Raw genomic sequence first — 15,180 nt, forward strand, 5'->3', positions numbered from 1 at the left:
TAATTGTTTGTCAGGTCAAACTGAGAAATGGTGCTCAGAACAATTCTGTCTACGCTCATTACCGTGTAGGAAAATACCTACTCCCCGGTGCGATGCGGTGCTGCAGCATCGAAGTGACAACGGCGGGCGAGGCGAATATCCGCCTGCTGCATGGGATCGATGGCGGAAACTACACGCCAGAAAGGTGCCGCTGCGGTGACGCATTATGTTGCGTCTGTCAGCCGCCACGTGCCTGCTGAAAAGTGAAACCCGGAACGGGTGCAGGATGCCCCGCAACCCGGTGTGCCGGGCTGCGGAGAATCACATGGCGTCATTACCAATCGGTAGGCGCGTAGTCTTTCAGGAACTGACCCCAGACGTGCTCGCCTGTGTTGATGCCATGGATGATCGGGTCCACGATGCGCGCGGCACCGTCCACGATGTCCAGCGGCGGATGGAAGCGCTCTTCCTGCACTTTCTTGGCCGCAATGTCCGCCGGATCCTCGTCGGTCACCCAGCCGGTGTCCACGCTGTTCATGTGGATGCCGTCGTTCTGGTAATCGGCCGCCGAGGTGCGCGTCATCATGTTCAACGCGGCCTTGGCCATGTTGGTATGCGGATGCCGGGTGGTTTTGAAGTTACGGTAGAACTGCCCCTCCATCGCCGACACGTTGACGATGTGCTTGTCGCGGCCCGGGGTGCGCAGCATCAGCGGCTTCAACCGCGCGTTGATAATGAACGGCGCGATGGCATTCACCAGTTGGGTTTCCAGCAGTTCCACCGACGGCACTTCGGCCATCAGCATGCGCCAGGAATTGCGCCCGCGCAGGTCCACCTGCTGCAGGTCCTGGTCAAGGCGGCCATCGGGGAACAGATGCTGCTGGGCCACCAGCTCATCCTCCAGCAGCGGCACCTGCGACAGCTCGGCGGCGCGGGTGAGGCCGTTGGCGCCGTTGAAGCCCTGGTCCTGCACCACCGGCAGCGCGGCGGTCGACGTTGCGCCCAGCAGCTCGGCGCTGCGCAGGCCTTCGTAGTCGCCGATCAGCTTGCGCAGGGTTTCCGGGACCTCGTGCAGCGCCGCGGTTTCGCCGGCCATCATGTGCGCATAGAACTGCGGCGGGCGACGGACAGTCTGGCAGGCGTTGTTGATGATGAAGTCCAGACGCGTACGCGTGGCCAGCAACTCGTTGCAGAACGCTTCCACGCTGGGCGTGTGGCGCAGGTCCAGACCATAGACCTGGAGGCGGTGGCCCCACTCGGCGAAGTCCGGCTCTTCGGCGTAACGGGCGGCCGAATCACGCGGGAAGCGCGTGGTGACGATCAGCTCGGCGCCGGCACGCAGCAGCTTCAGACCCGCCTGGTAGCCGATCTTGACCCGGCCACCGGTCAGCAGCGCAACGCGGCCGTGCAGGTCGGCCGTCTCGGTACGCTTGGTGAAGTTGAGCTCGGCGCACGCCGGGCACATCTGGTCGTAGAAGTGGTGCAGCTGGGTGAACTTCTGCTTGCATACATAGCAGTGGCGCAGCTCCGGGGAGTGCACCGGTTCCGGCGTCTCGGCGGCGTTCTCGCCGTTGTGCGCGTCATGCAGCCCGGCGGCGTGCGGCGGGAAGTAGTTGGGCGTGCTGAACACCGGCTTGCGGCGCAGGGCGCGGATGCCGGTCTGCTCCAGCAGGGCCTCGGCCTTGGCCACCTTTTCCTGGTGGCGCTGCTTGGCCTGCTGCTTGAGCTTCTGCCGGCGCGCCTTCGGTTCGGGGTGGTAGACCTTGGCCACCACCTGGTGCAGACGCACGCGGTCGGCTTCGGGCAGCGTGTCGAGCACGGTGCGGTCGGCCTCGATCGCCTCCAGCAGGTCCAGCGCGGCGCGCAGGCGGTCGGTCAGGGGCAGGTCGTCGGCGTCGACGGGCGTGGCAATGGTGTTCAAGTCAGATCCGGGAGCAGCGGCGGGAAGACAGCAGTGGACGGCAGAGCGATGACCGCCTCGATGCGGGTCCATGCTGTAGCGGACCGGAAGGTCCGGCCAGCCGCCATTGTCCCCGATCCGGGGGTGTTGGCGCCAATCCGGCCCGCCGGGGCGAGGCCAGGGGCCGCCTGGCCGCGTGGTCGGACGCAGGGAATGCGCTGATCAAACCGGGCTGTTCAGGTCTGCCAGCGACGGATGACGCACGTCAGGTGCCAACTGCGCAGCGGACAAGCGCTGCGCAGCACCGAGCCGAAATCGTCGCCGCCCCGTAGCTAGCCGTGACGCTCAGGACGCGCGTCATCCCCGGCTGCGGCTTCATGGGCACGACGCACCGCCTCTTCGGCGGCGGCATCGGCGCACCGCGCGGCCTCGTTGGCGGCTTCGACTGCGTGCTGGGAGACCGCCATCGCCCTGCGGACGGCCTCGTCAGTGGCGGCCATCGCGGCGGCCACCAGTTCCTGGGCGATCTCCATCTGAGATTTGTGGGGCAGGTGAGCCTCGGGGGGCGAAGGAGGCGGCGTCGGAAACGACATAGGGCGGGCGCCGTCTGGGGAGGGGGAAACGGAAGGGGAAGGGGAAACGGAAGGGGAAGGGGACGAGGGGCGCCTGGGTTGCACGGGCGCGGCAGTCGCCTGGCTGGCGTGGCTGGTCTGGTTGGCGGCAGTGGCTTGGCCAGCATCATCGATGCCTGAACGGCTGTATCGGGCCAGGGTGATGCTGTTGTCCTCCACCTGCACCGCCGCATGCCCGTGTTTGCCCTCTATCAGGCAGTGCATGCTGGCGCCGTCCTGGCCCAATCGACTGCTGTGGACCCGGTGGCTGCCGAGGAGCGCCTGTACGTCCCGCATCCGGCAACGTGCATGCTCGGCGACCGCCTGTTCCCCCAGGTGTGCAGGCGGCAGGCCGATCGACAGCTGCTGGGCCGCCAGTGATATCCGTGCAAACCCCACCGTCCTGCCGCTCGCCAGGGTCCCGTTGATCGCCTGGTCAACCTCCTCGGGTGCGGGTAGGTGGGTCAGCTGAGCGCCGTCCAGCATCTCGAACAGGTTGGGCAACAGCAGCTGCAGCGTGTACATGGCATTCAGCCGGCGCTGCTCGGCACTGTCCGCAGTGTGCGGGGCCGTGCGGTAGAACCGGTAGTAGTCGCAGAATTCAATTGGCCGGCGGGCGTTCGCCAAGGCAAAGCCGGCCGCCTCGGCGCTCGGCGCATCGGACGCCATGGCCGTGCCCTGTTCACTGGACAGCTGGCACAGGGCCAGGCTCTCGTGAAAGTCCAGCTGCTGGAACAGCGGCGCATCCGCCACCCCGATGCTGGCCAGGAACGGACGGTAGGCCTGCAGCGCGGTGTTGGTGAGCAGCGCGTGCCGCGACAACAGGTCGTGGAAGCGGAGGCTCGCCGGGCGGTCATCCTCGCCCGCCTCGATCCGGCACAGCGTGTCGATGTCTTCCTGGCCCAGGCTGAGCAGTTTGACCGGCCCGATCTGCAGGCCCGCCTGCGGCAGCCAGGCCATTCGCGCGCCATGCAGGCCCTGCTGCACCCCGTCCAACAAACTGCCTTCATCGCCGAATGCATAACGCTGCGTGGTCGATGCCATGGCCCACTGCACCCACGGCACGCCACCATCGAGCAGGGAGAGCACCCTCTGGCCCAGCGGACTGAGCTGGTGTGGGTGGAGGATGGAACGACCGGCAACGAACAGACTCATCTGCGGTTCTCCTGATTGGCCCCAACCGGGCGGAAAGTCCCCCGGTGCTGATGCAACGGCCGTGCCAACGCGGTTGGCGACTGCCCTTGCAGGCCTTCAGTACGTTTACCGGAAGGAACGCGGTAGCTGTCGGGTCATCGCCAGCGTCAGGCGGCTTTCTGGCGTCATCAGGTGGTCGTGGCTGCCCTGCGAACCCAAGCGATGTCGCCACTGAACGGTGCCGTGCTGGCGTCAGCCGGGGACCGTGGCGGCATGCGGGTCATGCAGGCTGCGCAGCTTCTTCTTGTTGATCTTGCCCACGCTGGTGCGTTCGATCGCATCCACGAAGCTGACGCGGTCCGGGATCGCGAAACGGGAGATGTCGCCCGAGCGGCTGCGCGCGGCGACCAGTTCAATGATCTCCGCTTCGGTCACCTCGCTGCCGGGATGCCTGACCACCAACGGCAGCGGTCGCTCGCCCCATTTCGTGTCGGTAATCCCGATGACGGCCACTTCGTTGACCGCCGGATGCAGGGCGATGATGTCCTCCAGCGCGAGGGAGGAGATCCACTCGCCGCCGGTCTTGATCACGTCCTTGATCCGGTCGGCCACGCGCAGGTAACCGCCGGCATCGATGTTGCCGATGTCCCCGGTATGCAGGTAACCGCCGGCCCACAAGGCCGCCGACGCGTCCGGGTTGTGCAGGTAGCCTTGGGTAAGCCAGGGCGCGCGCACCACCACTTCGCCGGTAGCTACGCCATCGTGGGCGACATCCTGCATGTCTTCGTCCACGATGCGCAGGTCCACCAGCGGCACCGGAATGCCCGCCTTGGTGCGCAGCGACAACGCCTCGTCCGACTCCCCGAGGGTGGTGGCATCGATCTGGGCGAGGGTAAGCAGGGGGCAGGTCTCGGACATGCCGTAGCCGCCGAAGATGTCGATGCCACGGGCCAGCGCTTGCTGCGCCAGTGCGCGGGGCAGGGCCGCGCCGCCGATGACCACTTTCCAACCGCTCAGATCGGTATCGGCCGCGCTGGGATGGCCCAGCAGCATGTGCAGGATGGTGGGCACGCAGTGCGAGAAGGTCACCTTCTCGCGGGCGATCAACGCCAGCAGCTGCCCCGGCAGGTAGCGACCGGGGTAGACCTGCTTGATGCCCATCAGCGTGGCCACGTACGGCAGGCCCCAGGCGTGGACATGGAACATCGGCGTGATCGGCATGTACACATCGTCGCGGTGCAGGCGGCCTTGGCTGGCCGCACTGCCCAGCGCGGCCATCCCCGCCAGCGAGTGCAGCACCAGCTGGCGATGGCTGAAGTACACCCCTTTGGGCAGGCCGGTGGTGCCGGTGGTGAAGAACATCGTGGCGCGGGTGTTCTCGTCGAAGTCCGGAAAGTGGCTGACCGGCGTGGCGGCACGCAGCCCGGCCTCATACTCGGTCACGAAACCCGCCGGCAGCGGTTGATCGGCCTCGTCCTCCAGCAGGATCCGCGTGCGTACATCCGGCAGCTGGTCGTCGATGCCGTCCAGCACCGGCAGGAACGCGCGGTTGGCCAGAATCACGCGCGCACAGCTGTGGTTGAGGGTATAGGCAATCTGCTCGGGCGCCAGGCGGATGTTCACCATCATCAGCACCGCACCGAGCATCGGCACGGCGAAATAGCTCTCCAGATAGCGGTTGCTGTCCCAGTCCATCACCGCCACGGTATCGCCGTGCTTGACCCCAAGGGACGTCAACAGTCCGGCCAGCTGGCCGATGCGGGCCTGCAATGTGCGGTAGTCGAAGCGCACGGTGTCGCCGTAGACGATCTCCTGCTCCGGGCGCACCGCCAGCGGCGTGAGCAGCAGCTGCTTGATCAGCAGCGGGTAGGCAGGGGCGTCGGGGGCGGGCGTGTGTGCGGCGGTGGCAAGTGACATGGGGGGGTTCCTGGAGGGGGCGTGTCAGCGGCCGCGGGCGGCGGGAATGGACAGCTGCTCACGCTGCAACGGTGCTTCCGCGCGGGGTGTGGGCTGGATGCGGGCGTCCTGCGGCAGGGCGCGGGCAGAGTCCTCAAGGTGATCCCACACCTGGTCCATCGCCGCGAACATATAGGGCAGCAGCGGCACATAGCGCTTGCGGTAGTCGGGGAAGGCCAGCACCGCGTCGAAGTGCTGTGCGTTGTCCACGCGCCAGTAGGCGATCTGCGCCCCCGCCTTGCGTGCGAGGGGCACGTAGCGATCGCTGGTCATGCCGATCGGCACCAGCCCGTCGTCCATGCCGTGAATGACCACGATCGGCAGGCCGCGACGCGGCGCCTTGGCGGCTGCCTCGGCGATTCCTGCGCGTACCCGTCGGGCATCGGCGCTGTCGCCTCGGCCGAGCGCACGCAGGCAGTTCAGGCCCTGCAGCGGGTCCTCTGGCGAGCGTGCCGCATTGCCATCCACCAGCACCACGCCGCTGCCTGGCGGGATGCCGCTGCCTTCGCTCCACCAGGTGGCACGCAACGCCGCTGCGGCCGGGCCGGGTGTGCCGTCAGCGGCCGCGGCCGAGAAGCGGTACGCACAGGGATGCTCGCCCGCGCCAAAACGCCCATAGGCCGACGCATAGGTCACCGCGATGGCGCGCCACAGATCGAACCCGGTCGAGAACGCGCCGGCACGAAGTGCACCGTCGCTCAGGCCAGCATCGGTCAGCTGCTGCCGCGCGGAGCGTGCCTGTGTTGCGGTGTCATCGCCTTGCACCTGCCCGGCGGTTTTCAGCAGGGCACACCGCTGGCTCCCGGCCGCCGCGGCCTGTGCCTGCAGCGGCGGTTGTGGCAGATCCTCCAGGGCCAGCAGCGCGCAGGGCATCAGCAACGCGGCCTCGGTGACGAAGTCGTACAGCGCCGGTGCGCCGGCCACCGAGACATTGGGTTCGCCGGCCACCATCGCATCGAACCAGTCGCCGTCGATCTCCGCGGCACGCAGCACCGCGCCACCGCCGTTGGAGACACCCACACCCAGTGTGCGCGTCGTGGCCGGTGTGAACGGGGCGGATTCGGGGTAGGCGCGGTCCAGTGCCTGCAGGCCGAACTGCAGCGCCTGCAGCAGATGTTGGCCCCAGTCCGCTTCCGGGTTGTCGCCCGAATGGGCGTGCTTGAAGGCCACGCCGTGTGCGGCGGTCGGCGTGGCGGGCGCGAATGCCAGCGCGCCCTGCGAGGCGGGCGTGCCGTCGGCCTGGAAGCCGATCTTGGCGTCCAGGTCGTAGTAGTCGCTGCCGGTGCCTTTGTCGGTGTAGGCGACTGCACAGCCGTGGGTCAGCCCCCAGCTGCCGGCCACCGCGATGGCGCCATAGATGCCGCGCGAGCCGGACGAGGCGGCGACCACCAGGCAACGTCGCGCGGCATCGAAGGTATCGGGTACCTGCACCAGTACGCGGTGCGGGTGGCGCGCGCCGGGGATGCGCGCATAGGCGGCGAATTCGCGGCCGGGCACCGCCTGCAGGCGGCCGTAGACATCGCCGAAACCGCCGCCGGGGGTGAGGTCGGCGATGCCGCGCCAGCTGCTCCAGATTGCGCGCCGCCGGGCCTCGTCGGCTGTTGGCTGGGCCGGGTTGGCGAACGCCGGCGCGGTGGTCGAGCGCAGAGCGTCCAGTCCCAGCCCGGCGGTCAGCAGTTCATCGGTGCCGCGGTGCGGGGTTTCCCGCCACTGCTCGAACACGGGTGCTGCGGCGGTGGCGCGGGGCGCGGCGGCATCGGCGATGGAGATGCCGCCCGGCAACAGGGCCAGCGCGGCGCACAGTGGAGCAAGGGAGCGATGAATGTTCATTGCGCCACCCTAGCAAGCCCGGCAGCCCGCGCCAGCGTACCTAGGTACCCGTGCCGAGCGGTGGGCGATTTGCTAACCTCGGCTAGACATGCCGACCCTGCTCATCGCCGACGATCACCCCTTGTTCCGCGCGGCGCTGCATCGCGCGGCCGAGGAAGCCGTTGCCGATCTGCAGATCAGCGAGGCCGATTCCCTGCACAGCGTGCTGGAGGCACTCGAGAGCCAGCAGATCGACCTGATGCTGCTGGACCTGCACATGCCGGGCAACCACGGGCTTGCCGGACTGGCAACCATACGTGCGTTGCAGCCGGGGTTGGCGATCATCATCGTGTCGGCCAACGAAGAGCCGCACGTGATCCGCCGTGCCATCGACCTGGGCGCTGCCGGTTACCTTCCCAAGAGTTCGGGGCTGACCGACCTGCAGTCGGCGCTGCTGAGCGTGCTGGAAGGTGAACGCTGGATCCCCGCGCTGCTGCGCGAGCCGGTGGCGCGGGTGGCGCCCTTCAGCAAGGACGCCGACCTTGCCGCGCGCCTGTCCAGCCTGTCGGCGCATCAGTACCGGGTATTGAGCCTGGTCGCCGAAGGGCTGCTCAACAAGCAGATCGCCGACCGCCTGGGCGTGCAGCTGCGCACGGTCAAGGCACACATGACCCGCATCATGGGCCGGCTGGGCGTACGCAACCGCGCGCAGGCCATCCGTGTGCTGCATGAGATGGGGTTGACCGATCCCGCGCGGCAGATCGAAGCGGCGCAGGACGCCTGATCCTGCGTCAGGCGGTGGCCGGGCGCGGCGTGGCCAGCAGGTGATTGATCGCCCAGCGCAGCGCCAACGGCTTGAACGGCTTGTTCAACAGGGATAGCCCCACCTCGCGCACCGCTTCACGGGTGTCGCTGCCGGTGTCGGCACTGAGAATCACCGTTGGCCGCGGCCCATGCACGGCGGCAAGGCGCGTCCACAGCCCAACCCCGGTATCGCCCTCGTCAAGGTGATAGTCGAACAACCACAGCGCGGCCTCGTGCGCGGCTGCACCCACGTCACTGGCGTCGCGCACGGCGACGACCTCGCAGCCCCACGCAAGCAGCATCTGCCGCATGGCTTCCAGTGCGTCCGGGTCGTTGTCGACCACCAGCACGCGGAGGCCTTTTAGGGTGCTGGTGCCGGTCGTGGCTTCAATCCGCGGCGCGGTGGGCGCAGCGGCTTGTGCCACGGTGATGGAGAAAGCCGAGCCGCGCTCGAGCACGCTGTGCAGTTCCAGCGGTGCATGCAGCAGGTCGGCAATGCGGTGGGCGATGGTCAGGCCAAGGCCCAGTCCTTGGCCATTGCTGCGGTCGCCGCGGTGGAACTCCTCGAACACCACCGCCTGCTGTTCCACGGCGATGCCGGGGCCACTGTCATGCACCCCGATCGACAGCGTATCGCCCCGGCGACGCACGCCCAACAGCACGCCGCCGCTACGGGTGTAGCGGATGGCATTGGCCAGGAAGTTCTGCAGCACGCGGCGCAGCAGCAACGGGTCGCTGTGCACCCAGGCGCGGGTGCGGACATGGCGGAACTGCAGCCCGCGCGCCGCAGCCAGCACGGCGAACTCCTGCGCCAGCGGCTCCAGCACGGTGGACAGCGCGAACGGGCGGGGATCGGCCACCAGTCCACCGGCCTCCAGCCGTGAGATATCGAGCAGGCCCGACAGCAGGTCGTCGGTGGAATCGAGGGCGCCGCGAATCTGGCGCAGGAAGCTGTCCAGGAACTCAGACTCAATGTGCTGCGACATGGCGTCGGTGAGCAGCTGCGCCGCGTGCAGCGGCTGGATCAGGTCGTGGCCGACCGCGGTGAGGAAGCGGGTCTTGGCCACGTTGGCCCGCTCGGCTTCGTGCACGGCCTGCTCCAGCCGGGCGGTGCGGTCCTGCACGCGGCGTTCCAGGGTTTCGTTACTTCGCTTGAGGGCATCCTCGGCGCGGCGGAAGGCGGTGACATCGGTGAAGGTGGCCACGTAGCCGCCCCCCGGCATCGGGTTGCCGCGGATCTCCACGATGGTGTTGTCCGGGAATATCCGCTCGGACAGGTGCGGGGTAGCGCGGCGCATGTGGGCAACACGGCGCTGCAATGCCTTGTCGCGCGTATCACCGGGGCTGTCGCCGATTTTCAGCTGTCCCAACGCCCACGCCGTGAGGTTGACCACCGGCTGCCCCACCTGCAACAGCTCCGGCGGGAATTTGAACAGCGCGGCATAGCGGCTGTTCCAGGCCACCAGCTGCAGCTGGGCATCGACCACGCTGATGCCCTGGCTCATGTTCTCCAAGGCCGCTTCCAGCAGGCGCTGGTTGAAGCGCAGTACCTGGGTGGCCTCACCGACGGCGCGGGTGACCGCGTCCAGCGGCGCGGCGCCGCCATCGCGTGCGGCTTCCACCAGCAGCCGCGCCATCCCGGCGCCCACCACGGCGGTCAGCTCGCGTTCGATGGCAGTGACCCGGTCGTCATCCAGCATCTGCCCGGCGTGGCCGTCCATCAGCTGCCGTGCCCGTTCCGGGCCGAGGAAGCGACCGGCGGTCTTGCGCATCGACGCGGCGGCCACCGCGTCCCGTTGCCGTGGCAGCGAGGGCCGCACGGCACGCGACACCAGCACCACGGTGGCCAGGTTGACCGCCAGGCTGGCGCCCATGCTGATCGCGATATGCCCCGGTTGCATGCGCAGCGAGAACATCGCCAGCCAGTGCAGTCCCTCGGGGCTGGCCGACGCCGGCGCGGTCGGGATCACCATCGGCAGCAACACCAGCCACAGCCAGACCAGTGAGCCCAGCACGATGCCGGCAATGATGGCCGGGGAGGGCGTGCGCGGGCGATACACCGCCAACAGCACCGCCGGTGCCAGTTGCGAGAGCGCGGTGAACGACATCAGGCCGAAATCGCTGAGCGCCTCGGTGCCGCTCATCGCGCGGCTGTACAGCCACGACATCAGGAACACGGCGACGATACCGGCGCGCCGGAACGCCAGCACGCGCGGACGCAGATCGGCGCCGGAATTGAAGCCGGTGACGCCGCTCAGCAGGCGCGAGCCCACGCCGTGGTTGCCGAGCATGATCGACAGGGTCAGCCCGGACAGGATCATCATGCCGGTGGCCGCGCTCAGGCTGCCCAGGTACGCCATCAATGCCAGTACGTGGTGGCCGCGTGCCTGCGGCAGGGCCAGCACGTACAGGTCGGGCGACATCGATGCCGGCAGCTGCGCGGCACCGGACAGCGCCATCGGCACCGACGGCAGGCCGATCAGCAGCAGATACAGCGGAAACAGCCAGCGCGCCGTTTTCAGGTCCGAGGACTGGCGCAGTTCGACCACGCCCACATGGAACTGGTGGGGCAGGGTGAACGCAGCCATCGCACCGAGCGCGACCATGGTCAGGAAATCGGGGATGACCGCCGGCGGTGGCAGGTGCGCCATCTTCTCAAGCAGGGGCGTGCCGGCCTGGTGCACCGACAGCCCGGCATACAGGCCGATGGCCAGCAGCGCCGTCAGTTTCAACAGTGATTCCAGGCCCAGCGCGACCACGATGCCGCGGTTGTGCTCGGTGGCCGATGCCTTGCGTGCGCCAAACAGCAGGGTAAACGCAGCCATGGTCAGCGCGAACCAGAACGAGATATCCAGCTGCCACCCAACCGGCGCGAACTGATCGCCGAGCAAGGCGCCGAGACCCTGGCTGACCGCTTTGAGCTGCAGCGCGATGTACGGAATGATGCCGAACAGGGCGACCAGGGTGATGGTGACGCCCAGGCCTTGGTCGGTACGCAGCCGCGCGACCACCAGGTCGGCGATGGTGGCGCTGTTGTGCTGCTTGGCCAGGCGCCCGAGGCGCGCCAGGAACGGCAGGCCGAAAGCGAAGATCAGCGCCATGCCGATCAGTGTCGGTGGAATCGGGAAGCCCCATTGCACGCCCTGCGAGGCGGCGCCGTAGTACGTCCATGCGGTGCAGTGCACGCCGAGCGACAGCGCGTAGATGGCCGGCCAGAGCCTGGACAGGCGGTGCCCCTGGCGCTCCCCCCACAGGGCGACGCCAAACAGCAGCACGGTCCACGCGATGCAGGCGAACAGGACGATGGTGGGCGTCAACATCGCTCCAGTGTAGAGAGAACCGCCTCCGCCGGGCAGTAGGCCGGCACGGTGGGGTGGGGCAGTGCTAGGCGGTGAGCACGATCAGCGACAGCTGCTCGGCCACCAGCGCCACTTCGCCACCGGGGACAACCTCCACGGCCTTGTGCTGGGTCAGCAGCCACTGCCCCGGGTTGCGTGCTTCCAGTGCCAGCAGTCGCGAGCGCACCCGGACGTCGGCGCCGCTGGGCACCGGCGCCAGAAAGCGCACCTTGTTCAAGCCGTAGTTGAGGACATGGGCGATGCCGGGGAAGCCGGTCAGCGCGGCGACATCGTCTTCGACGGTGAGGGAGAGCAGGAGAAACCCATGGGCGATGGTCTGCCCGCCGGGCAACCCGGCCTGTGCGCGGGCCGGATCGACGTGGATCCAGTTGTGGTCACCGGTGGCGTCGGCGAATGCATCGATGCGTGATTGCGCGAGGCGGGTGCTGCCACCCACGCGCTCGGTTGCGGCCCATTGCCCCAGCGGCTTCAGCGCGGAGGGCAGTTCGTCGATCCAGGATGTGGGGCTCATCGCACGCGCTCCAGCAAGGCCAGGATCGCCTCACGCGCTTCGGGCTCGGACAAGGTCGGCGCATGCCCCACCTCCGGCACTTCGACCAGACGCGCGGTGGGGGAGGTCGCGGCCATCCTGCGTGCGACATCGGCCGGCAGGATGTCCGACAACGCCCCGCGCACCACCAGTACCGGCACGCGCGCCGTCAGCCCACGCACCGCGCGCCATAACACCGGGCGCAACAGCCACAACACCCAGGGCCGCGTGGTGCGGATCACCGCCGGGTCGTAGTCCAGCTCCAGCAGCCCATCGTCGCGCTGGCGGAAGGTATTGGTGGCCATCGTCTGCCAGTCCTCGGCAGTGAAGCGCGGGAACGAGGCCTTGCCGATGGATTCCACGTAAGCCGTGGCCTGCGTCAGGTCCATCGGCGGTACCGGCTTGCCGGCGTACTTGCCGATCCGCGCCAGGGCTTCGCGCGGCACCTTGGGGCCGGCATCGTTGAGCACCGCGGCGGCAATGCGCTCGGGCGCGCGGGAGGCGAGGGTGATGGTGACCAGCACGCCCAGCGAGGTGCCGATGAAGACCGCCTTGTCGATGTCCTGCGACTGCAGCAGCGCCACCATGTCGTCGGCATACGCGCGCGGGTTGTAGCCGGATGGGTCCGGCGCCCGCGCTGAGCGTGCCCGCCCGCGCAGGTCAACCGCAAGCACGCGCCAACCGGCGGCGGTCAGCGCGTGTGCAAGGGCATCGAAGTCGGCCGCATTGCGGGTCAACCCCGGAATGCAGACCACCGTGCCGCGAGGCGGTTGCCCCGCGGCCGGTGCATGGTCGCGTGCATGCAGGCGCAGACCATCGCTGCTGTTCCAGTACAGATCATCGTAAGACGGCGTCATGCACAAGCTTCCTAGAAATCGTAACGAACGCTGAGGCTATATTGGCGCGGCGGCCCATAGAAGCCTATCAGCGTGCCGACCGCCGGAATGTTGTAGCCGGTGGTGCGGTATTCCTTGTCGGCCAGGTTGGTGCCCTGCAGCGAGAAGGTCCAGGCATCGTCCAGCTTCCAGATCACACCGGCATTGACCAGCCCGTAGCCGTCCTGGCGGATCACCGGGCTCAGGTCGGTGGTCGGCCACACTTCGCTCTGGTAGCTGTAGCTCACCCGTGCCGAGAGGTTGCCGCCGCTGGCCAGATCGGTGCGGTACTCCACGTTCAAGGCGCCGGAGAAATCCGGTGCATTGGTGAACTTCATCTGGTCGGCCACGTTGACGCCACGGTCCATGTATTCATCGTACTTGGCGTCCAGCCAGGCCAGGTTGCCGGAGATCAGCCAGTGCTGGCTGGGCAGGTACTGGTATTCGATTTCCAGTCCGTTGATGGTGCCGGCGCCGGCGTTGGTGAAGTCGCCGAAGAAGGCATCGTTGGTGCCGTCGCCATTGGTATCGATGCCGGTAAACACCGACAGCTGGATATCCTTGTACTTGTTGTGGAAGGCCGACAGGTTCAGGAATACGCGCTGGTCGAGGAAGGCCATCTTGCTGCCGATCTCAACGCTGTCGACGGTCTCGTCGTCGAACGGCTCGGCCGAGCGCGGCACGGCCACGGCATTGGCACGGATGTTGTAGCCGCCCGACTTGAAGCCGCGCGTCGCCAATCCGTAGATCATGATGTCCGGGGTGATCTGGTAGTCCAGCGACACCTTCGGCGAGACATTCGTGAAGTTGGTCTTCTTGTCGAAATCCGCCGCCACCGCGATCGGTCTGCTGAAGGTCGCATCGGCGTAGAAGCGGTTCAACACGATCGCGCGCTTGTCCTCGTCGGTGTAGCGGGCGCCGACGTCCAGCTTCAGCTTGCTGGTCAGGTCGAAGGTCCAATCGGCATACAGCGCGACGCTGTCAGTCAGAACCTTGCCGCGGGTATCGCCGAACTGAAGGTTGAAGAAGTTGTTGCGGATCTGGCCACCGGCTTCACCGCTGAACTGGTAGAGGCCCACCACGCCGCGCACCTTGCCACCGGCATCATAGTTGAGCTGCACCTCGTTGCTGACCTGGTTGTCGGTGTAGGCACCGCCCACATCGGCCAGCTTCACCGGCGTGCTGTCGAAGTCGATGTTGGCATCGCTGTCCGACTCGCGCTTGGCCACCACGTACTTCAGTGCGAGGTCGTCGTTGGGCCGCCAGTTCACCGTTGCCGACGCGCCCTTGGTCTCGACGCTGTTGAGGTTGCGCATGCCCGACCGGATGTCGTAGCGATCATCCATCGGCGGGTAGGCCGGGGTGAACGGGTTGGGTGCCAGCATCTTCGACCCGCGCATGCCGGATTGGTCGTCGATCCAGTCCAGGGCGAACTGCACGTCGAAATCGTCGCCCGCGTAGGCACCAACGTTGAGGCGGGCGGCGTTGATCTGCTTGTCACTGACCGGCTGGCCATTGAACGTGTTCTCGCCGAAGCCGTCGCGGTTCATGCTGGCCACCGCCACGCGCGCCCGCAGGCCGCTGTCGGCGCCGCCTACCGGACCGCCGATAGCAGCCTTGGCGTCCAGCTGGCCGTAGTTGCCCACGGTGATCTGGGCGAAGCCTTCGTTCTGGGTGGGCAGGCCGCGCGAGATGTACTTGATCGCCCCGCCGATGGTGTTCTTGCCGTACAGCGTGCCCTGCGGACCGCGCAGCACCTCGATGCGCGATACGTCGAACACGTCCAGCAGCGCCCCCTGCGGGCGTGCGATATACACGTCGTCGAGGTAGATGCCCACGCCCGGGTCCGCGCCCCAGGTGGGATCGGACTGGCCAATGCCGCGGATGTAGGCGGTGACCGTACTGCTGGCGCCGCGCGCGGCGTAGATGGTCAGGTTGGGTACCTGGCCATCCAGGTCGCTGATGTCCTGGACATTCATCTTGTCCAGCGCCTCGGAGGTAAAGGCGGTGACGGCCACCGGCACCTCCTGCAGAGTTTCCTCACGCTTGCGCGCGGTTACCGTGATGCTGTCCAGGTTGGTGGCCGAAGCGGTCTTGCCTGCCGCCGGTGCGGCGCGTGGCGCCTCCTGTGCCAGTACCGGCCCGGAGGCCAACAGCGCGCCGATCATCAGGCTCAAGCAATTCCGTTTCATGCGGTCCTCCCCCAAGGCAGCTACGTTGCGGA

9 protein-coding genes are annotated in these 15,180 nt (G+C 67.6%); 1 reads left to right on the top strand and 8 read right to left on the bottom strand.

Annotated features, from left to right (window positions below; translation table 11 throughout):
- Nucleotides 1-313: 313 nt before the first annotated feature.
- The 4 genes from AC1DCJ_RS06445 to AC1DCJ_RS06460 form a co-directional block, all read right to left on the bottom strand.
- Nucleotides 314-1,900 (bottom strand): SDR family NAD(P)-dependent oxidoreductase, encoded by a 1,587-nt coding sequence (locus AC1DCJ_RS06445; RefSeq protein WP_448135825.1) that lies wholly within the window; start codon nt 1,898-1,900, stop codon nt 314-316.
- A 311-nt stretch (nt 1,901-2,211) separates the two neighbouring features.
- Nucleotides 2,212-3,645 carry a hypothetical protein gene (locus AC1DCJ_RS06450; protein WP_478070433.1) on the bottom strand — a complete coding sequence of 478 codons (1,434 nt, stop codon included), beginning with the start codon at nt 3,643-3,645 and terminating at the stop codon, nt 2,212-2,214.
- A gap of 231 nt (nt 3,646-3,876) precedes the next feature.
- Nucleotides 3,877-5,541: a fatty acid--CoA ligase gene (locus tag AC1DCJ_RS06455; protein WP_478070434.1), complete on the bottom strand. Its 1,665-nt coding sequence runs from the start codon at nt 5,539-5,541 to the stop codon at nt 3,877-3,879.
- 24 nt (nt 5,542-5,565) lie between these two features.
- On the bottom strand, nt 5,566-7,410 hold the full coding sequence (locus AC1DCJ_RS06460; RefSeq protein WP_478070435.1) for a 3-hydroxybutyrate oligomer hydrolase family protein: 1,845 nt from the start codon (nt 7,408-7,410) through the stop codon (nt 5,566-5,568).
- 88 nt (nt 7,411-7,498) lie between these two features.
- Between AC1DCJ_RS06460 and AC1DCJ_RS06465 the strand changes: the two genes are divergently transcribed.
- Nucleotides 7,499-8,173 (top strand): response regulator transcription factor, encoded by a 675-nt coding sequence (locus tag AC1DCJ_RS06465; protein WP_478070436.1) that lies wholly within the window; start codon nt 7,499-7,501, stop codon nt 8,171-8,173.
- A 7-nt stretch (nt 8,174-8,180) separates the two neighbouring features.
- On the opposite strand, the gene AC1DCJ_RS06470 is transcribed toward AC1DCJ_RS06465, so the two are convergent.
- From AC1DCJ_RS06470 to AC1DCJ_RS06485, 4 genes are all read right to left on the bottom strand, one after another.
- Nucleotides 8,181-11,513, bottom strand: a complete 3,333-nt coding sequence (locus AC1DCJ_RS06470; RefSeq protein ID WP_478070437.1) for a hybrid sensor histidine kinase/response regulator — start codon at nt 11,511-11,513, stop codon at nt 8,181-8,183.
- Nucleotides 11,514-11,577: 64 nt separating this feature from the next.
- The gene (locus tag AC1DCJ_RS06475; RefSeq protein ID WP_141058039.1) at nt 11,578-12,063 is read right to left on the bottom strand and encodes a MaoC family dehydratase; all 486 of its coding nucleotides are present in this window, start codon (nt 12,061-12,063) and stop codon (nt 11,578-11,580) included.
- Complete coding sequence (locus tag AC1DCJ_RS06480) at nt 12,060-12,938, bottom strand: alpha/beta fold hydrolase (RefSeq protein ID WP_478070438.1); 879 nt, start codon at nt 12,936-12,938, stop codon at nt 12,060-12,062. The genes AC1DCJ_RS06475 and AC1DCJ_RS06480 overlap by 4 nt, the downstream gene beginning before the upstream one ends.
- An 11-nt stretch (nt 12,939-12,949) precedes the next feature.
- Nucleotides 12,950-15,148 carry a TonB-dependent receptor gene (locus tag AC1DCJ_RS06485; protein WP_478070439.1) on the bottom strand — a complete coding sequence of 733 codons (2,199 nt, stop codon included), beginning with the start codon at nt 15,146-15,148 and terminating at the stop codon, nt 12,950-12,952.
- Nucleotides 15,149-15,180: the final 32 nt, after the last annotated feature.

The sequence above is a fragment of the Stenotrophomonas sp. 10N36 genome, assembly GCF_056395005.1.